The 24,530-nt window shown below is 39.2% G+C and carries 38 protein-coding genes; 3 read left to right on the top strand and 35 right to left on the bottom strand.

Features of this window, described 5'->3' with window-relative positions; translation table 11 throughout:
- Positions 1-5 precede the first annotated feature (5 nt).
- From rpsD to ASG14_RS04075, 30 genes are all read right to left on the bottom strand, one after another.
- Entirely contained in the window at positions 6-614 is a 609-nt protein-coding gene (rpsD, locus tag ASG14_RS04215; protein ID WP_025145206.1) for a 30S ribosomal protein S4, read from the bottom strand.
- A gap of 62 nt (positions 615-676) precedes the next feature.
- Complete coding sequence (rpsK, locus tag ASG14_RS04210; RefSeq protein WP_025145207.1) at positions 677-1,066, bottom strand: 30S ribosomal protein S11; 390 nt, start codon at positions 1,064-1,066, stop codon at positions 677-679.
- A gap of 87 nt (positions 1,067-1,153) precedes the next feature.
- Positions 1,154-1,531 (bottom strand): 30S ribosomal protein S13, encoded by a 378-nt coding sequence (rpsM, locus tag ASG14_RS04205; RefSeq protein ID WP_056869760.1) that lies wholly within the window; start codon positions 1,529-1,531, stop codon positions 1,154-1,156.
- A 69-nt stretch (positions 1,532-1,600) separates the two neighbouring features.
- Positions 1,601-1,717: a 50S ribosomal protein L36 gene (gene rpmJ / locus ASG14_RS19985; protein ID WP_010599887.1), complete on the bottom strand. Its 117-nt coding sequence runs from the start codon at positions 1,715-1,717 to the stop codon at positions 1,601-1,603.
- A gap of 1 nt (position 1,718) precedes the next feature.
- Complete coding sequence (gene infA / locus ASG14_RS04200; RefSeq protein WP_010599888.1) at positions 1,719-1,937, bottom strand: translation initiation factor IF-1; 219 nt, start codon at positions 1,935-1,937, stop codon at positions 1,719-1,721.
- A 71-nt stretch (positions 1,938-2,008) separates the two neighbouring features.
- On the bottom strand, positions 2,009-2,794 hold the full coding sequence (gene map, locus ASG14_RS04195; RefSeq protein ID WP_056869759.1) for a type I methionyl aminopeptidase: 786 nt from the start codon (positions 2,792-2,794) through the stop codon (positions 2,009-2,011).
- An 89-nt stretch (positions 2,795-2,883) separates the two neighbouring features.
- Positions 2,884-4,230 carry a preprotein translocase subunit SecY gene (gene secY, locus ASG14_RS04190; protein WP_056869758.1) on the bottom strand — a complete coding sequence of 449 codons (1,347 nt, stop codon included), beginning with the start codon at positions 4,228-4,230 and terminating at the stop codon, positions 2,884-2,886.
- Between the two features lie 7 nt (positions 4,231-4,237).
- A complete protein-coding gene (gene rplO, locus ASG14_RS04185) occupies positions 4,238-4,684 on the bottom strand; it encodes a 50S ribosomal protein L15 (RefSeq protein ID WP_056097665.1) in 447 nt (148 codons plus the stop codon).
- 135 nt (positions 4,685-4,819) lie between these two features.
- A complete protein-coding gene (rpmD, locus tag ASG14_RS04180) occupies positions 4,820-4,999 on the bottom strand; it encodes a 50S ribosomal protein L30 (RefSeq protein WP_010599892.1) in 180 nt (59 codons plus the stop codon).
- A gap of 4 nt (positions 5,000-5,003) precedes the next feature.
- Positions 5,004-5,522, bottom strand: coding sequence for a 30S ribosomal protein S5 (gene rpsE, locus ASG14_RS04175; protein ID WP_010599893.1), 519 nt, complete (start codon positions 5,520-5,522; stop codon positions 5,004-5,006).
- Between the two features lie 17 nt (positions 5,523-5,539).
- Complete coding sequence (gene rplR, locus ASG14_RS04170; protein ID WP_025145211.1) at positions 5,540-5,893, bottom strand: 50S ribosomal protein L18; 354 nt, start codon at positions 5,891-5,893, stop codon at positions 5,540-5,542.
- Between the two features lie 5 nt (positions 5,894-5,898).
- Positions 5,899-6,456, bottom strand: a complete 558-nt coding sequence (gene rplF / locus ASG14_RS04165) for a 50S ribosomal protein L6 (protein ID WP_056869757.1) — start codon at positions 6,454-6,456, stop codon at positions 5,899-5,901.
- Between the two features lie 19 nt (positions 6,457-6,475).
- Positions 6,476-6,874 carry a 30S ribosomal protein S8 gene (gene rpsH, locus ASG14_RS04160; RefSeq protein WP_056869756.1) on the bottom strand — a complete coding sequence of 133 codons (399 nt, stop codon included), beginning with the start codon at positions 6,872-6,874 and terminating at the stop codon, positions 6,476-6,478.
- Positions 6,875-7,024: 150 nt separating this feature from the next.
- Positions 7,025-7,294 carry a 30S ribosomal protein S14 gene (rpsN, locus tag ASG14_RS04155; protein ID WP_056869755.1) on the bottom strand — a complete coding sequence of 90 codons (270 nt, stop codon included), beginning with the start codon at positions 7,292-7,294 and terminating at the stop codon, positions 7,025-7,027.
- Positions 7,294-7,860 (bottom strand): 50S ribosomal protein L5, encoded by a 567-nt coding sequence (gene rplE / locus ASG14_RS04150; RefSeq protein ID WP_056097523.1) that lies wholly within the window; start codon positions 7,858-7,860, stop codon positions 7,294-7,296. The genes rpsN and rplE overlap by 1 nt, the downstream gene beginning before the upstream one ends.
- The gene (gene rplX, locus ASG14_RS04145) at positions 7,860-8,204 is read right to left on the bottom strand and encodes a 50S ribosomal protein L24 (RefSeq protein ID WP_056869754.1); all 345 of its coding nucleotides are present in this window, start codon (positions 8,202-8,204) and stop codon (positions 7,860-7,862) included. The genes rplE and rplX overlap by 1 nt, the downstream gene beginning before the upstream one ends.
- A gap of 1 nt (position 8,205) precedes the next feature.
- Entirely contained in the window at positions 8,206-8,574 is a 369-nt protein-coding gene (gene rplN / locus ASG14_RS04140) for a 50S ribosomal protein L14 (RefSeq protein ID WP_010599900.1), read from the bottom strand.
- A gap of 1 nt (position 8,575) precedes the next feature.
- Positions 8,576-8,830: a 30S ribosomal protein S17 gene (gene rpsQ, locus ASG14_RS04135; protein ID WP_010599901.1), complete on the bottom strand. Its 255-nt coding sequence runs from the start codon at positions 8,828-8,830 to the stop codon at positions 8,576-8,578.
- Between the two features lie 13 nt (positions 8,831-8,843).
- Positions 8,844-9,056: a 50S ribosomal protein L29 gene (gene rpmC, locus ASG14_RS04130; protein ID WP_056097521.1), complete on the bottom strand. Its 213-nt coding sequence runs from the start codon at positions 9,054-9,056 to the stop codon at positions 8,844-8,846.
- Positions 9,057-9,130: 74 nt separating this feature from the next.
- On the bottom strand, positions 9,131-9,553 hold the full coding sequence (gene rplP / locus ASG14_RS04125) for a 50S ribosomal protein L16 (RefSeq protein ID WP_010599903.1): 423 nt from the start codon (positions 9,551-9,553) through the stop codon (positions 9,131-9,133).
- Between the two features lie 40 nt (positions 9,554-9,593).
- Positions 9,594-10,439: a 30S ribosomal protein S3 gene (gene rpsC / locus ASG14_RS04120; RefSeq protein ID WP_056869753.1), complete on the bottom strand. Its 846-nt coding sequence runs from the start codon at positions 10,437-10,439 to the stop codon at positions 9,594-9,596.
- Between the two features lie 9 nt (positions 10,440-10,448).
- Positions 10,449-10,811, bottom strand: a complete 363-nt coding sequence (gene rplV, locus ASG14_RS04115; protein ID WP_056097519.1) for a 50S ribosomal protein L22 — start codon at positions 10,809-10,811, stop codon at positions 10,449-10,451.
- A gap of 7 nt (positions 10,812-10,818) precedes the next feature.
- Positions 10,819-11,085, bottom strand: coding sequence for a 30S ribosomal protein S19 (rpsS, locus tag ASG14_RS04110; RefSeq protein WP_010599906.1), 267 nt, complete (start codon positions 11,083-11,085; stop codon positions 10,819-10,821).
- Positions 11,085-11,909, bottom strand: a complete 825-nt coding sequence (gene rplB / locus ASG14_RS04105) for a 50S ribosomal protein L2 (RefSeq protein WP_056869752.1) — start codon at positions 11,907-11,909, stop codon at positions 11,085-11,087. The genes rpsS and rplB overlap by 1 nt, the downstream gene beginning before the upstream one ends.
- A gap of 20 nt (positions 11,910-11,929) precedes the next feature.
- Positions 11,930-12,220 (bottom strand): 50S ribosomal protein L23, encoded by a 291-nt coding sequence (gene rplW, locus ASG14_RS04100; protein WP_056097517.1) that lies wholly within the window; start codon positions 12,218-12,220, stop codon positions 11,930-11,932.
- 1 nt (position 12,221) lies between these two features.
- Complete coding sequence (gene rplD, locus ASG14_RS04095; protein WP_056869751.1) at positions 12,222-12,851, bottom strand: 50S ribosomal protein L4; 630 nt, start codon at positions 12,849-12,851, stop codon at positions 12,222-12,224.
- Between the two features lie 4 nt (positions 12,852-12,855).
- Positions 12,856-13,473 carry a 50S ribosomal protein L3 gene (rplC, locus tag ASG14_RS04090; RefSeq protein WP_056870236.1) on the bottom strand — a complete coding sequence of 206 codons (618 nt, stop codon included), beginning with the start codon at positions 13,471-13,473 and terminating at the stop codon, positions 12,856-12,858.
- A 171-nt stretch (positions 13,474-13,644) separates the two neighbouring features.
- Positions 13,645-14,040 carry a DUF1634 domain-containing protein gene (locus ASG14_RS04085; protein WP_056869750.1) on the bottom strand — a complete coding sequence of 132 codons (396 nt, stop codon included), beginning with the start codon at positions 14,038-14,040 and terminating at the stop codon, positions 13,645-13,647.
- On the bottom strand, positions 14,040-14,873 hold the full coding sequence (locus ASG14_RS04080) for a sulfite exporter TauE/SafE family protein (RefSeq protein ID WP_056869749.1): 834 nt from the start codon (positions 14,871-14,873) through the stop codon (positions 14,040-14,042). The genes ASG14_RS04085 and ASG14_RS04080 overlap by 1 nt, the downstream gene beginning before the upstream one ends.
- A gap of 366 nt (positions 14,874-15,239) precedes the next feature.
- Positions 15,240-16,496: a prephenate dehydrogenase gene (locus ASG14_RS04075; RefSeq protein ID WP_056869748.1), complete on the bottom strand. Its 1,257-nt coding sequence runs from the start codon at positions 16,494-16,496 to the stop codon at positions 15,240-15,242.
- A gap of 83 nt (positions 16,497-16,579) precedes the next feature.
- On the opposite strand from ASG14_RS04075, the gene ASG14_RS04070 reads away from it, so the two are divergent.
- Positions 16,580-17,191, top strand: coding sequence for a hypothetical protein (locus ASG14_RS04070; protein ID WP_056869747.1), 612 nt, complete (start codon positions 16,580-16,582; stop codon positions 17,189-17,191).
- A 60-nt stretch (positions 17,192-17,251) separates the two neighbouring features.
- On the opposite strand, the gene ASG14_RS04065 is transcribed toward ASG14_RS04070, so the two are convergent.
- From ASG14_RS04065 to ASG14_RS04050, 4 genes are all read right to left on the bottom strand, one after another.
- A complete protein-coding gene (locus tag ASG14_RS04065) occupies positions 17,252-18,148 on the bottom strand; it encodes a PorP/SprF family type IX secretion system membrane protein (protein WP_235528507.1) in 897 nt (298 codons plus the stop codon).
- A 5-nt stretch (positions 18,149-18,153) separates the two neighbouring features.
- Positions 18,154-18,672 (bottom strand): gliding motility-associated C-terminal domain-containing protein, encoded by a 519-nt coding sequence (locus ASG14_RS04060; RefSeq protein WP_157274825.1) that lies wholly within the window; start codon positions 18,670-18,672, stop codon positions 18,154-18,156.
- Positions 18,673-18,680: 8 nt separating this feature from the next.
- Complete coding sequence (locus ASG14_RS20640; protein WP_056869745.1) at positions 18,681-20,978, bottom strand: collagen-like protein; 2,298 nt, start codon at positions 20,976-20,978, stop codon at positions 18,681-18,683.
- A gap of 228 nt (positions 20,979-21,206) precedes the next feature.
- On the bottom strand, positions 21,207-22,550 hold the full coding sequence (locus tag ASG14_RS04050) for a deoxyguanosinetriphosphate triphosphohydrolase (RefSeq protein ID WP_200940309.1): 1,344 nt from the start codon (positions 22,548-22,550) through the stop codon (positions 21,207-21,209).
- Between the two features lie 110 nt (positions 22,551-22,660).
- Here ASG14_RS04050 and ASG14_RS04045 point away from each other — a divergent pair, with 110 nt between their 5' ends.
- On the top strand, positions 22,661-23,023 hold the full coding sequence (locus ASG14_RS04045) for a hypothetical protein (RefSeq protein WP_056869743.1): 363 nt from the start codon (positions 22,661-22,663) through the stop codon (positions 23,021-23,023).
- A gap of 168 nt (positions 23,024-23,191) precedes the next feature.
- Here the strand turns inward: ASG14_RS04045 and ASG14_RS04040 are convergent, their stop codons facing one another.
- Positions 23,192-23,491, bottom strand: coding sequence for a hypothetical protein (locus ASG14_RS04040; protein WP_056869742.1), 300 nt, complete (start codon positions 23,489-23,491; stop codon positions 23,192-23,194).
- A 364-nt stretch (positions 23,492-23,855) separates the two neighbouring features.
- On the opposite strand from ASG14_RS04040, the gene ASG14_RS04035 reads away from it, so the two are divergent.
- On the top strand, positions 23,856-24,515 hold the full coding sequence (locus tag ASG14_RS04035; RefSeq protein WP_056869741.1) for a response regulator transcription factor: 660 nt from the start codon (positions 23,856-23,858) through the stop codon (positions 24,513-24,515).
- Positions 24,516-24,530 lie beyond the last annotated feature (15 nt).

Raw genomic sequence — 24,530 nt, 5'->3', positions numbered from 1 at the left:
ATTTATTACTTAGAGTATAACTCGATGATTAAGTTTTCCTTAATGTTTTCAGGAATCTCGTCGCGTTGAGGATAAGTTAAAAACTTACCTGTTAACTCGCCAGCATTCCACTCTAACCAGGCAAATTTATTAATTGTTCTGCCTGCAACTGAGTTACTAATTGATTCTAAAGACTTTGACTTCTCACGAACCGCAACAACATCACCAGCCTTTAACTGATATGAAGGGATATTTACAACTTCACCATTCACGGTTACGTGTTTATGGCTAACTAACTGGCGTGCACCAGAACGGGTTGTTGCAATACCTAAACGGTAAACTGTATTATCTAAACGTGCTTCTAATAATTGAAGTAAGTTATCACCTGTGATACCTGCACGTGAAGATGCTTTTTTAAACAAGTTACTGAACTGCTTTTCTAATACACCATAAGTATATTTTACTTTTTGTTTCTCCATTAACTGGATAGCATACTCAGATTGTTTTCCTCTTCTTTTTGATGAGCCATGTTGCCCAGGAGGATAATTTTTTCTGTCTAACACCTTATCAGGACCGAAGATTGGTTCTCTGAATTTACGGGCGATTTTTGATTTTGGGCCTGTATATCTTGCCATTTTTTTTTCTGTTTTAAAGTATCATCCAACCTGTAGCTGGAGATTCTTAGCTTTAAAATTAATTAAACTCTTCTCTTTTTAGGAGGACGACATCCGTTGTGAGGAAGTGGTGTAATATCTTTAATAGATGTTACCTCGATACCTGCTACTTGCAAAGTTCTGATAGCAGATTCACGACCTGAACCCGGACCTTTTACAAATACTTCAACTTTACGTAAACCTAAATCAAACGCAACTTTACCGCAATCTGAAGCCGCTTGACCAGCTGCATAAGGCGTGTTCTTTTTAGAACCTTTAAAGCCCATTTTACCGGCAGAAGACCAAGAAATAGTCTGTCCGTTGTTGTTTGTTAAGGTAACGATAATGTTGTTGAAGGTAGCATTGATATGCGCCTGACCAACAGACTCAATTACAACGATACGTTTTTTTGTTACTTTTTTACTCTTAGCCATTTTCTTATTTATCGATTTTTGATTTACGATTTTAGATTTGGGAACTAACAATCGTAATTCGTAAATCTAACATCTGAAATCTACTTTCTATTTAGTAGCTTTTTTCTTGTTAGCAACTGTTTTTCTCTTACCCTTACGAGTACGTGAGTTGTTTTTTGTACGCTGACCACGAGAAGGTAAACCTTTTCTGTGACGTAAGCCGCGGTAACAACCAATATCCATTAAACGTTTAATGTTTAACTGAACCTCCGAGCGTAAAGCACCTTCTACTTTAATCTCATCATTAATCATTGTACGGATTGCTGATAACTCATCATCAGACCAGTCTTGTACTTTTTTGTTAAGATCGATACCTGCAGTAGTTAAAATACGTTGCGCAGTTGTTTTACCTATACCGTAGATATAAGTTAAACCAATCTCTCCTCTTTTGTTTCTTGGTAAATCAATACCTGAAATCCTTGCCATATTTATTTATGTTTTTGAGTAACTCCGAACGGCGGGCCACCGTTGTACGGTTCATTACAATATTCTTAATTACCCTTGACGTTGCTTGTATTTAGGATTTTTCTTGTTGATAACGTAAAGTTTACCTTTACGGCGAATAATCTTGCAATCAGCGCTACGCTTTTTAATTGATGATCTAACTTTCATTTTATTTGTATCTATAAGTGATGCGACCTTTTGTTAAATCATAGGGCGACATCTCCAGTTTTACTTTGTCACCAGGAAGGATTTTGATGTAGTGCATCCGCATCTTTCCTGAAATATGCGCAATAATCTCATGCCCGTTCTCGAGTTCTACTCTGAACATTGCATTTGATAATGCTTCTCTTATTACGCCGTCTTGTTCAATTGAGGCTTGTTTAGCCATATTTTGTTGATTGTTACTTAATTAGCTGCTTCTAAACAGGGTTGCAAAATTAAATAAAAAATTTTAATTATTTATTTTTTTTGTTGTAAAACTTTTTCTATTAATGAAAAGGTTGATAAAACGTCTGCTTCACCCTTTTTTATCGCCACTGTATGTTCAAAATGTGCTGAAGGTTTATTATCCTTACTCGTCACCGTCCAACCATCACTATGGAAATTTACACCGGCAACGCCTGCATTTATCATTGGCTCAATTGCGATAACCATTCCTTCTTCAAGCTTTGGGCCGCTGCCGCGTTTGCCATAATTCGGAACTTCTGGTTTTTCATGAAGCTTTACACCCACACCATGTCCTACCAATTCTCTTACCACGCCAAACCCGTTTAATTCTGCATACTGTTGAATGGCAAAGCCGATATCGCCAATACGCATTCCTGCAACTGCTTTCTCAATGCCTAAGTCCAGGCATTTTCTGGTAACTTCAACCAACCTTCGCTTTTCGTCATCCACAACGCCTATTGAAAAGGTATATGCAGAATCTCCGAAAAAGTTGTTTTTAATGACACCACAGTCAACAGATATTAAATCGCCTTCTTTAATAACATAATCACTTGGAAAACCATGAACAACCTGCTCGTTTGGCGATATGCATAAAGAGTTTGGAAAACCATTGTAGTTTAAGAATGCCGGGATCGCCCCATTATCACTTATAAACTCGTAAGCCAGTTTATCCAATTGATTTGTTGTAACCCCGGGGCCGATAATTTTAGCAACTTCAGCCAACGTTTCCGACACCAATAGAGAACTTGCTCTTATTAACTCAACCTCTTCGAGAGATTTGTAATAAATCTTAGACATTCGCTTTTAGCTTCGAACGGGTAAATTTAGATGAGTGACCACAATAAAGTAATCACTCATCCTATAATTTAAAATTCAGTAATCTAAAATTACAATGCTGCATTACTACTCGCAGCCGGTACGCCCGTTCTGCCAGTAACACGGCCGGTTTTCATTAATCCATCATAATGACGCATTAACAGATAACTTTCAATTTGCTGAAGTGTATCTAAAACAACACCCACCAAAATCAGTAAAGATGTACCTCCAAAGAAGTGTGCAAATTCTTGCTTAATGCCGAACTTAACAGCTATCGATGGCAAAACAGCAATAATTGCTAAAAATACTGCACCTGGAAAAGTGATTTTTGAAATTACATCATCTATGAAAGTTGATGTAGCTAAACCAGGTTTAACGCCCGGAATGAAACCACCGTTTTTCTTCATATCGTCACTCATTTGAGTTGGATTCACAGTAATTGCTGTATAGAAGAAAGTAAATGCAATAATTAGAAACGCAAAAGTTAAACTGTATGCTAACGATGTTGTATTACTGAACTGAATTAACCATGAACCTTGTAAAGAAGGCACAAATTGAATTAAAGCCCCTGGAATAAACATTAATGCCTGGGCAAAAATGATTGGCATTACACCAGCCGCATTTACCTTCAAAGGAATGTATTGACGTACACCACCGAATTGGCGGTTACCAACAATCTTCTTTGCATATTGAACAGGTACTTTACGTACACCTTGTACAATTAAGATGGTAAACATTACAATCGCGAATAAAGCAACAACCTCAAGTACTAATGCAACCGGACCACCACCTGTACTGGCAGCACCAACTTTATCAGAAAACTCTTGACTAATAGCTTGTGGTAAACGAGCAATAATACCAGTCATGATAATTAAAGACGTACCGTTACCAATACCTTTGTCTGTAATTTTTTCACCAAGCCACATTACGAATAGTGTACCTGCAGTTAATACAAACGTAGATACAACATAAAACATCGTTTGACTCATTACTGGCAGAATTGCCTCCTGCGGAACTTGAGTTTTAACATAGCCAACCGACTGAACAATCGTTATGGCCACCGTTAAATATCTGGTAATCTGGTTCAGTTTTTTTCTACCACTTTCACCTTCTTTCTGCATTTTTTGGAAAGTCGGAACAGCAATACCCAATAATTGCACCACAATTGATGCAGAGATATAAGGCATTACCCCTAAAGCCAAAATGGAAACACGAGAGAAAGAACCTCCGGCAAACATATCAAGCAAGCCTAAGATACCTGACTTTTCGTTAGCCCCCAAAGCGGATGGATCTACACCTGGTAAAACCACGTGAGATACGAAACGGTATACCAAAAGAATCATGACCGTAAATAATATACGCTCTTTTAATTCCTGAATTTTCCAGATATTACTTAAAGTAGTAAATAGCTTCTTCATTTAACAATTACAATTTTACAATTGAACCACCTGCTGCTTCAATAGCTTTTTGTGCGGTTGCAGAAAACGCATGTGCTGTAACTTCTAACTTTGCTTTTACTTCACCACGACCTAAAACTTTTACTAAGTCGTTTTTAGAAGCTAAACCATGCTCTTGTAAAGCAGCGAAATCAATCGTTGTTAAATTGAATTTTTCTGCTAAACCTTGTAAAACATCCAGGTTTACACCAACATATTCTGTACGGTTAATTGGTTTGAAACCAACTTTAGGCACACGACGTTGTAAAGGCATTTGACCACCTTCGAAACCAATTTTAGTAGAGTGACCAGAACGTGAACCAGCACCTTTGTGACCACGTGTTGACGTACCACCACGGCCTGAACCTGTACCACGACCAATTCTCTTACTGTTTTTTGTAGAACCTTTTGCAGGTTTTAATGTATTTAAATTCATTTTTTTGAATTTGTGCTGCCCTTCGCTTTCACTAAACAGGTACAGCGATAAATAAATAACAATTGAATTTTGAATGTTCGAATGTTAGCAATATGCGCATCCGTTCACTCAAAACTCATTTGTTCAATAATTCTCTTAAATTGCTTCGATAGCTACCAAGTGGTTCACTTTGCGAACCATACCGATAATTTGTGGTGTAGCTTCTACCTCAACACTTTGGTTCATTTTCGATAAACCTAAAGCCTGAACGGTTCTTTTTTGGCGCTCGCTTCTGTCGATAACGCTTTTTACTTGTGTTATTTTGATCTTAGCCATGATATTATCCGTTAAAAACTTTGTTTAAATCGATACCACGAGTTTGAGCTACTGTATAAGCATCACGCATTTTTGTTAATGCATCAACAGTTGCTTTCACCACGTTGTGAGGATTTGATGAACCTTTAGATTTTGCTAATACGTTATGAACGCCAGCACTCTCTAATACAGCACGCATTGCACCACCTGCAATTACACCTGTACCTACTGCAGCTGGTTTAATTAAAACAAAACCACCTGAGAATTTACCGATTTGCTCGTGAGGAACAGTACCGTTTAAAATTGGAACTTTAACTAAGTTCTTTTTAGCATCATCCACACCTTTTGCAATCGCTTCAGTTACCTCTTTCGCTTTACCTAAACCGAAACCAACAACACCGTTTTCATCTCCTACAACAACAATTGCTGAGAAGCTGAAAGTACGACCACCTTTGGTTACTTTGGCAACACGTTGTATACTAACCAAACGATCCTTTAATTCGATATCGGTGGTTTTTACTCTTTTTATATTGATAGTTGACATCTTACTTTTTCTTCAGATTAAAATACTAAACCAGCCTCGCGAGCACCTTCTGCTAACGATTTCACACGACCGTGATATAAGTAGCCATTTCTATCGAAAACAACTTCTTTAACACCAGCAGCAATTGCTTTTTCAGCAACTAGTTTACCTACTGCAACTGATTGGTCACTTTTGTTACCTGTTCCAGAAAAATCTTTTGATAAAGATGATGCTGAAGCTATTGTTGTACCGGTTACATCGTTAATTACCTGCGCATAAATCCCTTTATTGCTTCTATATACAGATAACCTTGGACGTTCTTCTGAACCGGTAAGTCTTTTTCTGATCCCTTTTTTAATACGATCTCTTCTTGATAATTTTTTACCTGCCATGATTACTATTTTTTAGATGCTGATTTACCTGCTTTTCTTCTTAACACTTCACCTACAAACTTGATACCTTTACCTTTATATGGCTCTGGTGCACGTAACGAACGGATTTTCGCTGCTACCTGTCCAATCAATTGCTTGTCAATACTTTCGAAAATAATTTTAGGTGTTTGACCTTTTTCTGATGAAGTGGTTACTTTAATCTCTTCTGGTAATTGAAATACGTAATGGTGAGAGTAACCCAAAACTAAATCTAATGTATTACCTGTGTTTGTAGCACGGTAACCAACACCTACTAATTCTTGAGTTAATTTGTAACCTTCTGTTACGCCAATAACCATATTGTTAAGCAATGAACGGTATAAACCATGTAATGCTTTGTGTTTCTTTTGCTCTGAAGGACGTTGAACTGTTAAAGTTCCGTCTTCCTGGCTTACAGTGATATCTGAATCTACTGTTTGTGTTAATTCACCTTTAGGGCCTTTTACAGTTACCACGTTATCTTTCGATACGGTAATTGTAACACCTGCAGGGATTGTAATTGGGGCTTTTCCTATTCTTGACATTGTGCTGTTCTCCTAATAATTAATAAACGTGACACAATACCTCACCACCAATATTTAATTTGGCTGCTTCTTTATCAGTCATTACACCTTTAGAAGTAGATAAGATTGCGATACCTAAACCGTTTAATACTCTTGGCATATTTTCAACACCAGCATAGTTTCTCAAACCTGGTTTACTAATTCGCATCAAAGTACGAATAGCAGGAACTTTAGTAATCGGATTGTATTTCAAAGCAATTTTAATAGTGCCTTGAACTGTAGTATCTTCAAACTTATAGTTCGCGATGTAACCTTTGTCGAAAAGAACTTTAGTAATTTCTTTTTTAAGGTTTGATGCAGGAATTTCTACAACACGGTGGTTGGCCTTAATGGCATTCCTTACTCTTGTTAAATAATCTGCTATTGGATCTGTATTCATTTTTTATTGTTTTTGATAGTGGTTTCCTTCTGCTACCCAGCTGTGGGACCTGCTACCGGTTAAAATTCTTTTAAAGCAAAAAGACTAAAGCACAAAGACCAAAGCGAAATATATCCGCTTTAGACTTTGAGCTTTACGCTTTAAACTATATTACCAAGATGCTTTTTTAATACCTGGTATTTTACCGTCTAGTGCCATTTGGCGGAACGTAACCCTTGAGATACCAAAGGTACGCATGTAACCACGTGGACGACCAGTTAACTTACAACGGTTGTGTAAACGTACCGGAGATGAGTTTTTAGGTAATTTATCTAAACCTTCGAAATCTCCTGCAGCTTTTAAAGCTGCACGTTTTTCAGCGTATCTAGCCACCAATTTTTGGCGCTTAACTTCGCGTGCTTTTACACCTTCTTTTGCCATTATTCTGCTGTTTTTTGATTTTTAAATGGTAATCCGAATTGCTTCAATAACTCTAAAGCTTCAACGTCAGATTTTGCCGAAGTTACGAAAGTTATATCCATACCTAAAATTTTATTGATTTTATCGATATTAATCTCAGGAAAGATGATTTGCTCAGTTACACCTAAAGTGTAGTTTCCTTTACCATCAAAACCTTTATCATTGATACCTTTGAAATCACGAATACGTGGTAACGCAACAGAAATCAAACGATCTAAGAACTCATACATGTTATTATCACGTAAAGTAACACGTACACCAACCGGCATACCTTTACGTAATTTAAAGTTTGAGATATCTTTTTTAGATTGTGCCGGAACCGCCTGCTGACCAGTAATGGTAGTCAACTCAACGATTGTGGTATCCATAATCTTTTTATCTGTTACAGAAAAACGACCAACACCCTGATTGATACAGATTTTTTCCAATTTAGGAACCTGCATTACAGTTTTGTACTGAAATTTTTCTTTAAGTGCACTTACAACTTCTTCTTTGTACTTGCTTTTTAATCTTGGTGTAGTAGCCATTATTTAATCTCCTCTCCTGATATTTTAGCAACTCTAACCAATTTACCATCTGCGTTAAGTTTACGACCTACGCGGCTAGCTTTACCAGATTTTGGATCAACCAACATCAGGTTAGAAATGTGAAGAGCAGCTTCTTTTTTAATAATACCACCGTTAGGATTTGCAGCATTTGGTTTAGTATGTTTCGATACTAAGTTAATGCCTTCTACAATGGCTCTGTTTTTATCTATTTGTACTGAAAGTACTTTTCCTTGCTGGCCTTTTGAATCGCCTGCAATTACTTTAACTAAATCTCCAGTGCGGATTTTAAGTTTTGATGGTGTATTTATTACTTTGTTTCCCATTTTACAATACCTCCGGTGCTAATGACACAATTTTCATGAATTGTTTTTCACGTAGTTCTCTCGCAACCGGGCCAAAGATACGTGTACCTCTTGGCTCATCCTGTGCGTTCAATAATACAGCAGCATTATCGTCAAAACGGATATAAGAACCATCTTTACGACGGATTTCTTTTTTAGTTCTTACAACAACTGCTTTAGAAACTGTACCTTTTTTAATATTACCTGACGGTAAAGCGCTTTTTACAGTAACAACCACTTTATCACCAATTGAAGCATAACGTTTGCCGGTTCCACCTAGCACACGAATTACTAATACTTCTTTAGCGCCACTGTTATCAGCAACGTTTAATCTCGATTCCTGTTGTACCATCTTATTTAGCTCTTTCTAAAATTTGTACCAATCTCCAGTTCTTGTTTTTACTCAACGGACGAGTTTCCATAATCAATACTGTATCTCCGATACCGCATTCGTTTTTCTCGTCGTGAGCCATAAATTTGGTAGTTTTCTTTACGAACTTACCATAAATCGGGTGTTTTACTTTACGTTCCACGCTCACCACAACAGATTTATCCATCTTGTTGCTTACCACTAACCCGGTTCTTGTTTTTCTTAATTGTCTTTCCATTTCGACTCTCAAATTAATTAGTTTCAGTAGCTGACTCAGCGTTTTTCACTTTAGTCAGTTCAGTGTTTAAACGGGCTATGTCTTTCCTTACTTTTGCAATGCGTGAAGGATTTTCGATAGCTGAAATAGTATGAGCGAACTTTAATTTTGACAAGTTCTCTTTTTCTTCCGCAATCTTAGCTACTAATTCTTCTTTTGAAAGCCCTGTGATTTCTGAATTTTTCATTTTTATTTTTCTTTACGGTTGAGTGTAGCGGTTATAATAAACAAGTATTTACAACATTCATCTCAACAACTTTACTATGCTTCTACGTAATCTCTACGTACTACAAATTTTGTTTGGATTGGTAATTTCTGTGCGGCTAAACGTAATGCTTCTTTAGCTACTTCTAAAGGCACACCTTCAGCTTCGAAAATTACACGTCCTGGTCTTACTACTGCAACCCAGTATTCAGGAGCACCCTTACCTTTACCCATACGTACTTCAGCAGGTTTTTTAGTTACCGGTTTATCCGGGAAAATCCTGATCCATACTTGGCCTTCACGTTTCATGAAACGAGTTACGGCGATACGGGCAGCCTCTATCTGGCGACTTGTAATCCAAGTTGCTTCTAAAGATTTGATACCGAAAGATCCGAATGCTAATTCAGCTCCACGTGAAGCTAAACCCTTCATTCTGCCTTTTTGCATCTTCCTGAACTTCGTTCTTTTTGGCTGTAACATTTTATTTTGTTCTAATCGTTAAACGATGTTAATAAATCAATTATTTACGAGGACCTCTGTTAGCGCCTGCGCCACCACCTCTATTTGCACCAGGGCCGCCTTGACCAGGGCCACGGCCACCACCTTGGTTTCCACCACGTCTGTCGTTACCACCACGTCTGTCGTTTCCGCCACGGTTATCTCTTCCACCGAAAGCTGGTTTATCTGACTGGCCTTTTGGACCGTTATTTGTTGCACCAATGTTTGGAGACAAATCACGTTTTCCATAAACCTCACCTTTACAAATCCAAACTTTAACACCTATTTTACCATAAGTTGTTAATGCTTCTGCTAAGGCATAATCAATATCAGCACGGAATGTATGCAAAGGCACTCTTCCTTCTTTGTACTGCTCAGAACGTGCCATCTCAGCACCACCTAAACGACCAGAAGTCATGATTTTAATACCTTCAGCACCCATACGCATTGTTGATGCGATAGAAGATTTCATTGCTCTACGGAATGAGATCCTTGCTTCTAATTGTTTTGCAACACCTTCTGCAACTAATTGTGCATCAAGTTCCGGGCGTTTAATTTCGAAGATGTTAATTTGAATTTCCTTTTTAGTCAATTTCTTTAACTCTTCTTTAATTTTATCAACCTCAGCACCTGCTTTACCGATTACAATACCTGGGCGGGCTGTGTGGATGGTTACCGTGATGCGTTTTAAAGTACGCTCGATAACAACTTTAGCAACACCACCTTTAGCGATACGAGCAGAAAGGTATTTTCTTATTTTCTCATCTTCAACTAATTTATCGGAGTAGTTGTTGCCACCGAACCAGTTAGAATCCCATCCTTTGATGATACCTAACCTGTTTCCTATTGGATTTGCTTTTTGTCCCATTTCCTAAAATTAGTTTTGAGTTGTTTCTGTATTTTTACTATCTACAATCAGCGTTACGTGGTTAGAACGTTTACGAATTCTATATCCACGGCCTTGAGGAGCTGGACGTAAGCGTTTAAGCTGACGGCCACCATCTACCATAATTGTTTTTACAAACAGTTGGTTTTCTTCAGGGCGAGCACCTTCATTTTTAGATTCCCAGTTTTTGATAGCAGATAATAATAATTTCTCAACTCTTATTGCTGCTTCTTTATTGGTAAACTTTAAAATGCTTAATGCTTTCTCTACACGTTCACCTCTGATAAGATCTACAACCAAACGCATCTTACGCGGTGAGGTTGGACAATTGTTTAATTTTGCTATTGCTTCCATTGTCTAATTATTTTTTCTTTTCAGCGTGTCCTCTGAATGTTCTGGTTGGAGCAAATTCTCCCAACTTGTGACCAACCATGTTTTCTGTTACGTACACAGGAATAAATTTATTACCGTTGTGTACTGCAAATGTATGATTAACGAAATCTGGTGAAATCATTGATCTACGAGACCAAGTTTTGATTACAGACTTTTTGCCTGAATCATTCATAGAGTTTACTTTTTTCTCTACGTTATGGTCAATATAAGGTCCTTTTTTTATCGAACGAGCCATTATTTCTTCCTTCTCTCTATGATGTAACGATTAGAATATTTTTTAAGTTCTCTGGTTTTGTAGCCTTTAGCTAAAACGCCATTTCTTGAACGAGGGTGACCACCTGATGATCTACCTTCACCACCACCCATTGGGTGATCGACAGGGTTCATCGCTACCGGTCTAGTTCTCGGACGACGGCCCAACCAACGTTTACGACCTGCTTTACCTAATACTTCGTTTGCGTGATCTGAGTTAGATACAGCACCGATAGTAGCAAGACAAGTAGTCAGGATTAAACGGGTTTCGCCAGAAGGCATTTTTAAAGTAGCATATTTACCATCGCGGGCAGCTAATTGTGCGTAAGCACCTGCACTACGAGCTAATTGTGCTCCTTTTCCAGGGTGAATCTCCACGTTGTGGATAATAGAACCTAATGGAATGTTCGATAATTTTAAAGTGTTACCTACTTCTGGAGCTGCAGTATCGCCCGATAATAATACCGAACCTACTTGCAATCCTTCAGGAGCAATAATGTAACGCTTCTCGCCATCTGCATAGTTTAATAATGCAATGCGGGCAGTACGGTTTGGATCGTATTCTACAGAAGCTACTGTAGCAGGAATATCGAATTTATCGCGTTTGAAGTCGATTAAACGATATGATTTTTTATGACCACCACCCATGTAGCGCATAGTCATTTTACCTGTGTTGTTACGTCCACCAGACTTTTTTGATGATACAACCAATGATTTTTCGGGCTTGGTTGCTGTAATCTCCGTAAAGCTGGCACCAACTCTAAAGCGGGTTCCCGGAGTAACTGGTTTAAATTTTCTTAAGCCCATAGTTATAATTAATAATTAAATTAAAGATTTGCGTAATAATCTATTGTTTCACCGTCTTTTAACGTTACAATTGCTTTTTTGTATTTCGGGCTACGGCCTGAAACAAAACCTGCTTTTGTGTAACGTGATTTAGCTTTACCATCTACAACCATAGTGTTGATTGAAGTAATGGTTACACCATAAAGTTTTTCGATTGCAGATTTGATTTGCAATTTATTTGCTTTGTGGTTTACGCTGAACGTAAAAACGTTTAATTTTTCAGTTAAAGCTGAAGCTTTTTCGGTTAATATTGGTTTTTTTAAAATTTCCATATTACTTGGCAAATGCCTCCTCCAAAGTTTTAACAGAATCTGCAGTTAACACAAGTACACCAGCGTTTAATACATCGTAAGTATTTAAATCTGCCGCAGTAATTACTTTAGTTTTCTCAACGTTTCTGCTTGATAAATAGATATTATTATTTTGTGAAGGTAAAACCAACAAAGTTTTTTGAGTACCTACGTTTAACGCAGCTAATAAACTTGTATAGTTTTTAGTTTTAATTGTATCGAAGTTGAAATCTTCTAAAACGACTACGCTGTTATCTTTCGCTTTATAAGCTAAAGCAGATTTACGTGCTAATGATTTTAATTTCTTGTTCAGTTTAAAACTGTAATCACGTGGTTGAGGACCGAAAACACGACCACCACCGTTAAATAACGGAGATTTAATGCTACCAGCACGTGCACCACCTGTACCTTTTTGTTTGTATAGTTTACGGGTTGAACCTGCAATCTCATTACGTTGTTTAGATTTGTGAGTACCTTGACGTTGGTTAGCCAAATACTGTTTAACATCTAAATAAATCGCGTGGTCGTTAGGCTCGATACCGAATACCGATTCAGGAAGTTGCACCTTGGCACCTGTTTCTTTACCTGAAATGTTTAATACTTTAACTTCCATCTGATTACTTGTCTAAGATTACGTAAGAACCTTTAGCTCCTGGAATGGAACCACTAACTACTAATAGGTTTTGCTCAGCATAAACTTTCAAAACCTGTAAGTTCTGAACTTTTACCCTGTCTCCACCTGTTCTTCCAGCCATGCGCATTCCTTTGAATACACGTGAAGGAAATGATGACGCTCCCAATGAACCCGGGGCACGTAAACGGTTATGCTGACCGTGAGTCTGCATACCAACACCGGCAAATCCGTGGCGTTTTACAACACCTTGAAAACCTTTACCTTTTGAGGTACCTACAACATCAACAAAATCGCCTTCTGCGAAAGAATCAACAGTTACAACATCACCTAAATTAAGTGCAGTTGTAAACGAATCAAATTCTACCAGCTTGCGTTTTGGAGTTGTGTTTGCTTTCGCGAAATGGCCTTTTAACGGTTGAGTTGTGTTTTTCTCTTTTTTCTCATCGTATCCTAACTGAATAGATGAATACCCGTCTTTTTCTTCGGTCTTCACTTGTGTAACTACACAAGGCCCAGCCTCGATTACAGTACATGGAATGTTTTTTCCGTCTGCATCGAAGATACTGGTCATTCCTACTTTTTTTCCAATAATTCCTGACATTTTATCTTTTAATTTAACACCCATCGAAGCAGTAGGGCTTCGTTCAAGGTGGTTGTTCATCCCCCGAAAGGGACGGCAAAGATAGGCAAGAATTATTAATTTTCAAATAGTTAGCTAAATATTTTTTCAAATAATTTGCTGATAGATGGGCAGTTAGCTAAAAAAGATAAACTAATGTGCTAAACCACCATTTAAACTGATGGTTATGATGGTCAATATGATAAAACCAATGAGCACATAGAGGTAATCACGCTCAATTAAAAAGCTGAAAATGGCAAAAACGATTCGGGCAATAGGCGTAAAAATCAACATTAAAATTCCAAACTGTACAATTGCATCTCCGTGGAAAGTTAAAACGCCTTTAAAAATTTCGGCGATTGATGAAAACTTCGCCAGTTCTGGTTTGAAAACTTTGTAATCTGTTGTACCGCCTTTATTGTGGATTAGAAATAGGGCACCGCCGATGAGTACAATGCTCATCGAGATAATTACACCGGCACGGAGCAAAGTTCCAAGTATAACCTGAATGTCTTTGTCGTTTAAATTTTCCTGTTTATTGGTATCCATTATAATCCACTTATACCTTTATAAATCATTTGCAAAGCCAAAAATGTTACCACTATAGCAAATACTATTTTAAGCTTGTCGGTTTTGGTTCTTAATAAAACTTTAGATCCTAGTGATGCGCCTGTTAAAACGCCTATACAAACCGGCATTGCAATACCCGGGTCTATTTGTCCGCGGTGCAAATAAACAACAGCGCTTGCGGCCGCGGTAACCCCCATCATAAAGTTACTGGTGGTTGTAGAAACCTTAAAAGGCAAACGCATTATATTATCCATCGCAATAACTTTCAAAGCGCCGCTGCCAATGCCTAGTAAGCCCGACAAGGTTCCGGCAAAAAGCATCATCAAAAAACCCCCAGGAACATTTCGAACTGCGTATTTGTGCTCTACGCCCTTATCGGGGTATGAACCGTTTAACTTAAAAAATTTTGCCCATCTATCCGAATCGTCCAAAGTGGAATGGTCTACCTTTTTCTTTAATGTCATAATCGCAGAAAAGATAAGTATGCAACCAAAAATTATAGCGATGTAATTTGCGTTTAAGTAAACCGCGACTATCGCACCGCAAACAGCACCGATGGTTGTTGCTATTTCCAGAAACATGCCAATTCGGATGTTTGTAATGCCTTCCTTAACGTACGCTGCAGCAGAGCCTGAAGAAGTTGCAATAACCGAAACGATAGAAGCGCCGATTGCGTAATGGATATCGACACCCAATGCCAGGGTTAATAGTGGGATAATAATTACGCCGCCACCCAAACCTGTTAGCGAACCCAGTAAGCCTGCTAAAAAAGCGCCCAGCAAAACAATAATGGTAAATAATAATACCGACATGCGGCAAATATAAGGCACACGTTTTGGGTAAACGAAGATTAAAAGAATAAAATAAAGTCTATATATTATATGGATGATGTAAATACGGAATGCCATTAATAGCATTTATCTCATCGCTTCTTTCTAATGACTTGGTGGGGCTATCCTTTTTTAACGATGAAATCGTAAAGCCATATTGCACTCGTTAAAAACGAGCGCAAGCTAAGCTTTAAATTTACGCTCAGTAAGCTCGCTCACACTCGTTTCTAACGAGCGGGCAAAAGGAAATCGTTTTTAACGATGAAATCGTAAAGCTACATTGCACTCGTTAAAAACGAGCGCAAGCTAATTTCGCACAAGCTAAGCTTTATATACGCTCGGTATTCATTACTTTCCTAACCTTTTAATCATTTCCGCACTCAAATCTCTGCCATCGTTCAAGCGGTTTGCAAAAAACGATTTTGCTTCCTCAAAATGTGCTTTATATCCCTTCAAATCTCCGTAACCAATTATCGATGCCCACTCGTGAACGGCGGTATGAAATTCCAGATCATCGCCGCGAATTGATTTATCATACAAAGCAGTATGAATAGATTCCTCGAGCATCGCTTCATTTTTGAAAAGGTATTCGGCAATGCCTAATCGCAATTTAAAAGGTGGCGTTTGACAAATTAAATTATCGTAAGGATTAACACCCATTTTATACCAGGCGTAAACCATGCTTAATAAGCTCAGGTGAGAATTCGGCTTCTGTTTGTGTTCAGCATCCGATAAACTAAACTCTTTCATTATATTATCGTCCAGCAGTAGAAGATTTCTGCTTTCATGGAAAACAAAATCGCGGGCAGCATAAATTTTGGACCTAAATTCAGTTTCGTTTTCACAGATCATCAGCTTATACAATTCAGATTCTGCCTGGGCATAATACTTAACTTGTTTCTGTGCGTATGGATTCAAAATTGCCAGACCTGCGTATATGTGCGATTTGTAGCTGAAAATCCGGAGTGTGGTTAAAATTTTAACATTGTCAATTCCCCCTGCATAGGCCGGATTATCCCAAGGAAAAAAGCCTGCATTTTTCCAGGCAGAACCCATGCTTTCAAAACCCATATGTGTCACGGCTTGCGTATCGGCAACTATTCTATCATGTTCCTGGTAATCATCCAACTCGATGATGTTCGACTTGAGCGACTTATACACTTCAAGAGCTTGTTTGTAAACCGCATTAGTTGCACGGTGTCTTACAACAACTAAGGTTTGTCCTTCAGGGCTAAAAGCCGGGCCGTGCAACGAGTGGCAGGTAACAATCTGGGTTTCTTTCGGAAGATATTTTTCAAAGGCAGCAATTTCAGGATGTTTAACAGAGGTTTGGCCGCCAACAATAGCACCGTATTTTGTGGATAATGCAAAAGCAGCAACCACTTTGTCAATCTTCTCGGCTTCAACACAATAAATAATGAAATCTGATTTTCGGGAAACTTCATGACCATCACTTAAAACCTCAATTCCCTTCGGACCGAGTTCATTTTTTAAATCATCGAAACGTAATGGCATATCTGCACCGCACACCGCATAACCTGCATTTGCAAATGATGTGGCGTACAATTTTCCCATATCACCCAAACCAATAATTCCTATTTGCATGAAACAAATGTAATCTATCAGAAATTAATTTATAATAAATTGTATAAAAATGTAGTTTTACATTTTAACATTACATTTAAACTATGCAGAAATTTAAACACATTCTTTTTTGTTTCGTGGCGTTGATAGTTTTGAACGTCACATTTGCTTATGCACAGCAAGACACTTCGAAAAATACTGATCCCTCGTTAAACGGCCAGTATCAGTTCATGTTAAAAAAATCGAAAAGCCTCTATGGTGCCCGCTTAATCAACCCTTCCAGGTTAACTGCAGTTTGGAAAAGTGTAAATGATACTTTACGCAAAGAGCGCAAGCAATTGCAGGAAGCAAAGCAGCAAATTAAATCTCAGGCAGAGAATATTGCAGGTTTAAAAGGGGAAGTTACCGGTAAAGAAAGTTCTTTGGCCAGCGCTACCGCTTCTGTGAATGAAATAAATTTCCTTGGCATTTCTTTTAACAAAGGCACATATAATACAATTGTTTGGGCGATTATCATTATCCTGGCCATTGCTTTAGCCATTGTGATATTACAAACCGGCAAGTTCCGGAAGGAAGCTACCTACCGCACACAACTTTATCAGGAAGTTGCAGACGAATTCCAGGCGCATAAAGTGAAAGCAAAGGATAAAGAAATGAAACTTGCGAGAGAATTACAAGACGAAAGAAATAAATGGGATGATGCCGGAAGGCGTTAACCAGCAAACGAAAAAGCCAGGCAGCAATTCGCTGCCTGGCTTTTTGATATATCAGTTAAATTATTTTTTGTTGAAACTGTATCGAAGCCCTAACTCAAATTCGCCATTGCTATAGTTTTGTAAATCGGAAGTGTTGGAGGTGTACTGCAATAGCAAACCAACTTTACGCTTATAATTTACTCCAAACGCGAGTGTAACGCTATTTGTTGAATGATAAATACCGCTAACCATTAGCTTCTCTTGTAGAAAACCAAGGTTTGCGCCAACGTCCAGTATACCCTTGTAGTTTTCTACCCCTCTAAAAACAACTTTGGGTTCAATAAAATTAAGTGTTTCTCTTTTGATTGCGATTTTGTAAGCTGCAGCGGCGAAGTAAATTGAGCGATCTACTACATTTCTAATCTGATCCCGTTTGAACAATCTTTTCAAATTCGGAAGAGCACCTTGTATGGTCAGCTTCTGGTTTCTGTAAGCGATGCCGAAATCTCCGTCGAGATATAATTTTCTATCACTGAAATTACCTAAAACTTCGTCTCCCAAATCGCCAACGGCTTTCCCTAAATCTATCCACTCGTTCATAACCCCTGCGGCAAGCCCGAAATCCACAAAGCTCGAGTCGCTATTTAGTTTTAAGTGATAAGCATAACTAAAAGTTGCACGTGTTCTGTTAATTAAGCCCGCACTTTCATTGTAAACCAATAGGCCCAGGCCAACCTTTCTACTTTTTACCGGTAAATCGGCTGTTATATATTGAATTCTTGGAGAACCCTTGATGCTTGTCCACTGTGCCTTAAATGCACCGTTTATATTTACAACAGAGTCAATTCCGGCCAAAGCCGGATTAGCTAAATACTGATTTTGGTAGTAAATACTTCCCATTGGATTAAGCTGACTGTATGCCGATGGCCCGGCAAGCACTAACAACAGCCAGATGATGTATATTTTTATCTTTTTCAAAGCTGCTATTTTTTATAAAGTACCGAGATGAAACCTTTTACCGTGCCTGCAGAATCTACATCAATTACAAAATAATAGGTATCCTCAGCAAGTGGTCGTCCATTGTAATAGCCGTCCCAGTTGTTTTGATAATTTGATGCGCTGTACACAACCCTTCCTGCCCTGTCGAAAATGGTTACTTTATTACTGAGGTATTTTTCCAAACCTTTCACCACAAAAAAGTCATTCTTCCCGTCGCCATTTGGTGTTATAAAATTATTTGCGATGACCAAATCGGCAGCATTTTGCGATATAATGATGGGTTGAAGGAAACCCTGTGTTAAACTGAGGCTATTGGTCTGGAACGTTTGCACAAGTACCATTTCACCAACTGCAAAATCATAAAATTCATTATTGATTTTACCGTATGCACTGGCTGCATTTATCACGGATGGCAAGTTGGTTGCAGGCGTTGTTTGAGCCATGGATTTCGAACCCAGGCTAATCATCATAACGCAACTACAAATCGAGTAAATCTTATTCATGATTACGATTATTGAGAAATTTTTACCCAATCCGTTCCATCGCTTTGAACGGTAATTACCTGGTTTAATACAGGTGCAGCAATTGCGGTACCATCGGGGTTTACCACAGCAGTTGCAAAGATTAATCCGCTGCCATTCATAATTACGTAAACCCTTCCCTTTACAGTAGATGCTAAGGGCAGTGTCACCGTTGCTGTTGCGCTTGTAATCCGAACAGTATGATGGCTTTCATTAAGCGTTAAACTTCCGCCAGCGGCATACCGTAAAATATTGGTACCTAAAGAACCATTGATGTTAAGTGTGCTTGCAGCTGGCGCTGATGACACAGAACCAGCCGCCAAAGTGTTATTTACAGTCAGCGTACCGCCATTTGTTGCCATCGAGCCTGAAATTAGTGGCAAGGTGGTAGCAGAATTGGCAATTATCAGCGTGTTGTCTGAGCTACCTAAAGCACCTGCCGCATCTGAACCGATGAAAATATTCCCTGCACCGCTGGTGTTATTTCTGCCCGCATTCTGCCCTATCGCAACATTACCGTTTCCGGTATTTGCCGTTAAGGCGTAGCTTCCAACAGCTGTATTGCCGGTACCTGTAATATTTGCCGACAGTACGCGGGTACCGAAAGCAGTATTATCATTACCAACCGTATTCACAGCCATTGCCATTGAACCGTAGGCGCTGTTATTGTAACCGCTGAAATTCCGGCTTAAAACCATGTGGCCAAATGCACTGTTTTCAAAACCAGAAATGTTTAATGATAATGCTTCCTTTCCAAAAACGCTGTTGAAAAATCCGGAAACGTTAGATAAAAAAGTTCTGTAGCCAAACGACAGGTTGGTATCATTCGAGTTTCCTAAGCGGCCGGCTTTTTGCCCGTTAATCAGAAAGTTAATCGCAACATCGTCTGTATTACCCAGATAGTTATTACTTAAATCGATGTTGCCAGTATTACCTTGCAAAGCCCACGAATTTGCGTTTGCAAAAAGATTTCTGCTGATAAGCTCAGGCACACCAGTTGTAGCGTTGGTAATGTAAACTTTTCCTGCATCGGAAGCACCAGCGGTTGTCAATTTGGCAACACTAACGGAAGCATTCGCAATTTGGAGTGTTCCAACAGCAGAGTCGTCTATATTTACAGTTTTAACTTCTTTATTACCAATTTTTACCGAAGTCACAGCTGCATCGGCAAGCTTGGCTGTAGTAACAGAACCGTCTGCCAGTTTTGGCGTAGTCACTCCACCATCTGCAATTTTAATGGTCGTTACCGCTCCGTTATTAATGTTCACGACAACATCTTTCAGTAAAGCCGTTGTACCGTTTGGCGTAATACTCAAGTCGGTTGATGATAATGCTCTTCCGCCGGCAATGCTGTTTACATCAAGCGTAACGGGTTTCCATTGTATGCCATCAAACAACAGCACCTGGTTGTTGGCCGGTGCCGCTGCATTTAAAGCTTTGCCCTGTAGATTTGCAATGGTAGGATTAGGATAGTTTCCGGTGAGGTCTCCTCCTGCTACGCCTGTAGATGGACCCACCGGACCCTGAACACCCTGAATCCCCGGGTCTCCTTTTGGTCCGGCAGCACCTGCCGGGCCGGTTAAACCCTGCGGACCCTGCGCTCCTGTTAAACCAGTAGGTCCGATTGGCCCTGCAGGACCCGTAGCACCGACGGCGCCCGGCGCACCCGTGGCGCCTGTAGCTCCCGTAGCACCTGTTAACCCAGTTGGGCCTATCGCCCCAGCAGGACCAGTAGCACCTTGAAGGCCTTGTGCACCCGTTGCGCCGGTTGCACCAGTAGCTCCGCTTGCGCCTGTTGCACCCGTAGGGCCGGCAGGACCTGTAGCGCCTTGTGGGCCAGCGGGCCCGGTTGCACCTGTATCGCCTTTTGCGCCAGTTGGCCCATTGGCGGAGTATAAAGCATAAGGTACGCTCAGCAGTTGGGCAGTTCCGGCCAGACTAAAATTAGAGCCGTTATCCGGATCAACTTCAACTTTTATAAATTTTAATCCGGTTCCCCATGTAACACCGGCAATTGTTCCCGAAACGGAAGTTGCACCTGCGCTACCTATTACAACACTATATAAGCCAAATGGGTTGGTTATAACATTTCGCACTTCGGTATATTGTGCTGTTCCGGTAGCGGAAGCATCGAGAATACTAATTTTTAAAGAGATGCTTTTATTTGCAAGGGGCGTTCCATTTGTGTTACGGGCTGCACCTTGATAGTTAAACTGTTGAGGCACTTGAGCCTTTACAGCACAGGCCATGCAAACCAGAAGCATGGCAACGAGTAACATTTTTTTCATTTATCGGGATATGATCGTGTTTGGCTTAAACCAGGCTAGTTATTGCGAGGCTTAACTGTCAAATCTAATAAATAGTATAAGTACAGATCTGCCGTTTACACGAAATCCAAGCCTAAAAATGAAAAAGTGACTTCATTGATAAAAAATCGAACTACTTGAAACTGGTTTTTTACACAAACAGCAGTTTTGGAGCATCTACGCTCCCTTTAATTGAAGCTATCCGCTGTTTTAGGTTTCTGACGGAAAAGATATTCCTTTAATATTTCGATATAGATCGACAGCGTATAAGTCGGTCATTCCAGACACAAAATCCAGTACGCTTTGGGTTCTTGAGTAAATATCAGATAAGTCTGTATGGTATTGTTTAGGAATTAACTTCACCAATTTTTTGTAGTAATGTGTGTCATTATGAATTAGTGCCGGAACAAACTCTTCCAGCAATCCCGCCATGATTTTATAGCCTGCAACTTCCTTCTGTATAACTGAAGAGAAGTTATAAATTCTTTCTACCGAAACTTTTTCTATTGTTCTCCAGGCAGTCAAGTACGGCTCCGGAATTAAGTCTGTAAGGCTTTTATTCAGGTTGCCCTTTAATAAAGCATCTTGCTCGGCATAGAAAATATCAGCACACAACACCGTTAAAGTGTTTATTGCTTTCGCCCGCAACAAGCCTATTTTTGCATCATCATCTTCGTAATCGTTTTGCAGCCTATCCTCGATTGTTTTCGAATTGGCAAAGGGTAACAAATAACTTCGAACTTCTTCATAAGAAAGAATTTTTAAACGATGGGCATCCTCTAAATCAATTATGCTATAACAAATATCATCAGCAGCTTCTACAAGATACACCAAAGGATGACGTTTGTAAACCAAATGTTCATTCTCTTCACGGGCCAGACCAAGCTCATCAGCTATTCTCTTAAAGCTTTCTTCTTCCGATTGAAAAAACCCATACTTTTTTCTGTGTAATATGCCTTTCTGCTTGCCTGCTATTGATGCACATGGATATTTTGCAATAGATGCGAGCGTTGAATAGGTTAAGGCATAGGCGTCGTTGCCTTTTCCTTTGAGCGGGTGCGTTAAAATACGGATGGCGTTCGCGTTACCTTCAAAGTTTATTAAATCGTGCCATTGGGCATCATTCATATCCTTTTGATAAACTTTTCCATCTCCATCAGTAAAGTACCTGGAAATTGCAGCTTCGCCGGAATGCCCGAATGCCGGGTTTCCTAAATCGTGCGCAAGGGCTGCAGCAGCAACAATATTCCCAACTTCATTAATCAAAGGTACCTCTTTAATCAGTCCGGGATTTTTGGTTTCTATTGCGTTAAGAAAGATATTAGCCATCGAACGGGCAACACTCGCAACTTCCAAACTATGAGTTAATCTATTGTGGACAAAAATACTTCCCGGCAATGGAAAAACCTGGGTTTTGTTCTGTAATCGTCTAAACGGCGATGAAAAAATTAGCCTGTCGTAATCGCGTTGAAAATCGGACCGAGCCTTATCTGAGCTCGCACCATATTGTTCCTGACCAAAACGCTTATTCGAAAGTAATTTTTTCCAATCCATCAATTTTTGCTTTTTCCGGAAGCGAAGTTAATCAAAAGCCAAAAACGACGCTCAATTATTTAACACAAAAGCTGAAAACCATTTCTTTTACCATTTGTTCTTAAAGCACTATGAAAACGAACCCGTATAATAATGAAGAACATTTGGAAGGCTACGTTGGTTCCGGAGAGGAATCGCCTTCAAAATCGGACGTGCAAAAAGCCTATGAAAAAGGCAATGAAGGAAACGAGGTAACCAGTTTCGGGCAGGAAACCGATTTAAGAATTAAGGGAAATACTGCCGCACGAGATGGTTTTGATAACTCTGGCACACAGGGAAAGGATTCTTTGAGTGATGATACCTATGGCAATAAAGATGAAAATGCAACTATAGCAAGTGCAGAAAGTAAAAGGGGTAGTTCATCAAAAGATTTTAAGGACAAGCCCAGTTCATCACAACGCAACGAAGATGACGTTCTAAATTCAGGAATATAGCTGATGCGATGAGCTTTCTAAGTAACGTTACGCTTTGACTTGCAAAAGTTTGCGCTTTTAGCTATGCTAAAAAGTAAAGAGCAAATGGTTCGTACAATTATCGTGTCAATGGGGCACTGCGGCTGGAAGTAGTCCAACGTTTAAAAATCGAATTTAGCATCCACAGTTTTACAGTTGCCTTCCACCAATACCTTTTTCCGTATCTCCCGAACTGTCAGATAAATCAGCGCCAGATAAATTAATATTCTTCAGCTGCTCTGACGATTCAACTTTCTCATCCGAAGAGCCGCTTTCGCCGTGATGACCATGTCCTTCCTGTGGCTCATTTTTGCGCTTAAATGCCGAAGCATCAGTGCTGTGACCATAGGTGTCGTTATCTAAATCTGCCTCTTCTCCACTTGCGATATTCAGATTTTTGTTCACCTCTTCATTGGTTTCCTTTTCATTAGAATTTTTACTCAAGCTCATTTCAATTTTCTTTTATAGTTAGATATATAAATCAACAATTAATGGGTTAAAAAAGTTTAAGATCATTTAATAAAAACCTTTTATTAGTTTAAAACGATTTAGTAAAAAAGTTGTGTAACTTACATCTGCTTAACTGCCTGCAACTTTGGCCATTTCTATGCGGCCACGATGATTAAATAATAGCGCTTGTAGAGTACCAAAAACGGCAAATAAATGCTGTGCCGGCAACCAAAGGCACAGTCTGTTAACGATGCTAAATCATAATGCGTATTAATACCTCAATTTGTGGTATAAACACGTGCGTTGAGACATTAAAATATTTCGATATTTGAATTTACCCTTAAATTGTTTACTAGTACTAAGATTGAAAAACGCGACCAAAGTATTACTTGCTGAAGATCACACACTTGTGCGAAATGGTATCATCGCATTGCTCGATGATGAAACCGATATAGAAATTATTGCTGACGTTAAAAATGGTGAGGAGGTTTTAGAATATCTTAAAAATGGTACCGAACCTGATGTTATCCTAACCGATATTAACATGCCCGATATGAACGGCATGGAATTAATATCTACGATTGCGGAAAATTATCCGAAGATAAAATTACTCGTTTTAACAATGCTCGACCATGAAAAATATGTTGTGCAGGCCCTGGAGGCAGGTGCGCATGGTTATTTGTTAAAGAATGTTAACATCCCAGAAATTAAGTTTGCGATAAAACAGATCACATCTGGCTATCAATACATTTGCACGAACATTGCATTGAAATTGCTTTCGCAAAGTAACAGCCGCTACGCAGCTTCGGCTACCCAGTTAAAAACAACTGCAGAAATTTCTAAACGTGAAATAGAGATTCTCAATTTAATTGCCCAGGGATTAACCAATAGTGAAATAGCAGATAAACTATTCACGAGCAAGCGCACGATTGAGGGAAACAGACAAAACCTTTTAGAAAAGACAGGGACAAAAAACACTGCGGCCCTAATAAGTTTTGTCGTGCGAAATAGAATTATCGACTAAGACTGAAACCCGCCA

It is taken from the genome of Pedobacter sp. Leaf194 (assembly GCF_001423945.1).
In the GTDB taxonomy this organism is placed as follows: domain Bacteria; phylum Bacteroidota; class Bacteroidia; order Sphingobacteriales; family Sphingobacteriaceae; genus Pedobacter.
This window is presented reverse-complemented; position numbering and strand designations above follow the sequence as displayed.

What these genes read in the sequence shown, in the direction of transcription:
- rpsD (WP_025145206.1), bottom strand. Translation starts at nt 614, where the DNA reads ATGGCAAGATATACAGGCCCAAAATCAAAAATCGCCCGTAAATTCAGA.
- rpsK (WP_025145207.1), bottom strand. Translation starts at nt 1,066, where the DNA reads ATGGCTAAGAGTAAAAAAGTAACAAAAAAACGTATCGTTGTAATTGAG.
- rpsM (WP_056869760.1), bottom strand. Translation starts at nt 1,531, where the DNA reads ATGGCAAGGATTTCAGGTATTGATTTACCAAGAAACAAAAGAGGAGAG.
- rpmJ (WP_010599887.1), bottom strand. Translation starts at nt 1,717, where the DNA reads ATGAAAGTTAGATCATCAATTAAAAAGCGTAGCGCTGATTGCAAGATT.
- infA (WP_010599888.1), bottom strand. Translation starts at nt 1,937, where the DNA reads ATGGCTAAACAAGCCTCAATTGAACAAGACGGCGTAATAAGAGAAGCA.
- map (WP_056869759.1), bottom strand. Translation starts at nt 2,794, where the DNA reads ATGTCTAAGATTTATTACAAATCTCTCGAAGAGGTTGAGTTAATAAGA.
- secY (WP_056869758.1), bottom strand. Translation starts at nt 4,230, where the DNA reads ATGAAGAAGCTATTTACTACTTTAAGTAATATCTGGAAAATTCAGGAA.
- rplO (WP_056097665.1), bottom strand. Translation starts at nt 4,684, where the DNA reads ATGAATTTAAATACATTAAAACCTGCAAAAGGTTCTACAAAAAACAGT.
- rpmD (WP_010599892.1), bottom strand. Translation starts at nt 4,999, where the DNA reads ATGGCTAAGATCAAAATAACACAAGTAAAAAGCGTTATCGACAGAAGC.
- rpsE (WP_010599893.1), bottom strand. Translation starts at nt 5,522, where the DNA reads ATGTCAACTATCAATATAAAAAGAGTAAAAACCACCGATATCGAATTA.
- rplR (WP_025145211.1), bottom strand. Translation starts at nt 5,893, where the DNA reads ATGGCAGGTAAAAAATTATCAAGAAGAGATCGTATTAAAAAAGGGATC.
- rplF (WP_056869757.1), bottom strand. Translation starts at nt 6,456, where the DNA reads ATGTCAAGAATAGGAAAAGCCCCAATTACAATCCCTGCAGGTGTTACA.
- rpsH (WP_056869756.1), bottom strand. Translation starts at nt 6,874, where the DNA reads ATGAATACAGATCCAATAGCAGATTATTTAACAAGAGTAAGGAATGCC.
- rpsN (WP_056869755.1), bottom strand. Translation starts at nt 7,294, where the DNA reads ATGGCAAAAGAAGGTGTAAAAGCACGCGAAGTTAAGCGCCAAAAATTG.
- rplE (WP_056097523.1), bottom strand. Translation starts at nt 7,860, where the DNA reads ATGGCTACTACACCAAGATTAAAAAGCAAGTACAAAGAAGAAGTTGTA.
- rplX (WP_056869754.1), bottom strand. Translation starts at nt 8,204, where the DNA reads ATGGGAAACAAAGTAATAAATACACCATCAAAACTTAAAATCCGCACT.
- rplN (WP_010599900.1), bottom strand. Translation starts at nt 8,574, where the DNA reads ATGGTACAACAGGAATCGAGATTAAACGTTGCTGATAACAGTGGCGCT.
- rpsQ (WP_010599901.1), bottom strand. Translation starts at nt 8,830, where the DNA reads ATGGAAAGACAATTAAGAAAAACAAGAACCGGGTTAGTGGTAAGCAAC.
- rpmC (WP_056097521.1), bottom strand. Translation starts at nt 9,056, where the DNA reads ATGAAAAATTCAGAAATCACAGGGCTTTCAAAAGAAGAATTAGTAGCT.
- rplP (WP_010599903.1), bottom strand. Translation starts at nt 9,553, where the DNA reads ATGTTACAGCCAAAAAGAACGAAGTTCAGGAAGATGCAAAAAGGCAGA.
- rpsC (WP_056869753.1), bottom strand. Translation starts at nt 10,439, where the DNA reads ATGGGACAAAAAGCAAATCCAATAGGAAACAGGTTAGGTATCATCAAA.
- rplV (WP_056097519.1), bottom strand. Translation starts at nt 10,811, where the DNA reads ATGGAAGCAATAGCAAAATTAAACAATTGTCCAACCTCACCGCGTAAG.
- rpsS (WP_010599906.1), bottom strand. Translation starts at nt 11,085, where the DNA reads ATGGCTCGTTCGATAAAAAAAGGACCTTATATTGACCATAACGTAGAG.
- rplB (WP_056869752.1), bottom strand. Translation starts at nt 11,909, where the DNA reads ATGGGCTTAAGAAAATTTAAACCAGTTACTCCGGGAACCCGCTTTAGA.
- rplW (WP_056097517.1), bottom strand. Translation starts at nt 12,220, where the DNA reads ATGGAAATTTTAAAAAAACCAATATTAACCGAAAAAGCTTCAGCTTTA.
- rplD (WP_056869751.1), bottom strand. Translation starts at nt 12,851, where the DNA reads ATGGAAGTTAAAGTATTAAACATTTCAGGTAAAGAAACAGGTGCCAAG.
- rplC (WP_056870236.1), bottom strand. Translation starts at nt 13,473, where the DNA reads ATGTCAGGAATTATTGGAAAAAAAGTAGGAATGACCAGTATCTTCGAT.
- ASG14_RS04085 (WP_056869750.1), bottom strand. Translation starts at nt 14,040, where the DNA reads ATGGATACCAATAAACAGGAAAATTTAAACGACAAAGACATTCAGGTT.
- ASG14_RS04080 (WP_056869749.1), bottom strand. Translation starts at nt 14,873, where the DNA reads ATGTCGGTATTATTATTTACCATTATTGTTTTGCTGGGCGCTTTTTTA.
- ASG14_RS04075 (WP_056869748.1), bottom strand. Translation starts at nt 16,496, where the DNA reads ATGCAAATAGGAATTATTGGTTTGGGTGATATGGGAAAATTGTACGCC.
- ASG14_RS04070 (WP_056869747.1), top strand. Translation starts at nt 16,580, where the DNA reads ATGCAGAAATTTAAACACATTCTTTTTTGTTTCGTGGCGTTGATAGTT.
- ASG14_RS04060 (WP_157274825.1), bottom strand. Translation starts at nt 18,672, where the DNA reads ATGAATAAGATTTACTCGATTTGTAGTTGCGTTATGATGATTAGCCTG.
- ASG14_RS20640 (WP_056869745.1), bottom strand. Translation starts at nt 20,978, where the DNA reads ATGAAAAAAATGTTACTCGTTGCCATGCTTCTGGTTTGCATGGCCTGT.
- ASG14_RS04050 (WP_200940309.1), bottom strand. Translation starts at nt 22,550, where the DNA reads ATGGATTGGAAAAAATTACTTTCGAATAAGCGTTTTGGTCAGGAACAA.
- ASG14_RS04045 (WP_056869743.1), top strand. Translation starts at nt 22,661, where the DNA reads ATGAAAACGAACCCGTATAATAATGAAGAACATTTGGAAGGCTACGTT.
- ASG14_RS04040 (WP_056869742.1), bottom strand. Translation starts at nt 23,491, where the DNA reads ATGAGCTTGAGTAAAAATTCTAATGAAAAGGAAACCAATGAAGAGGTG.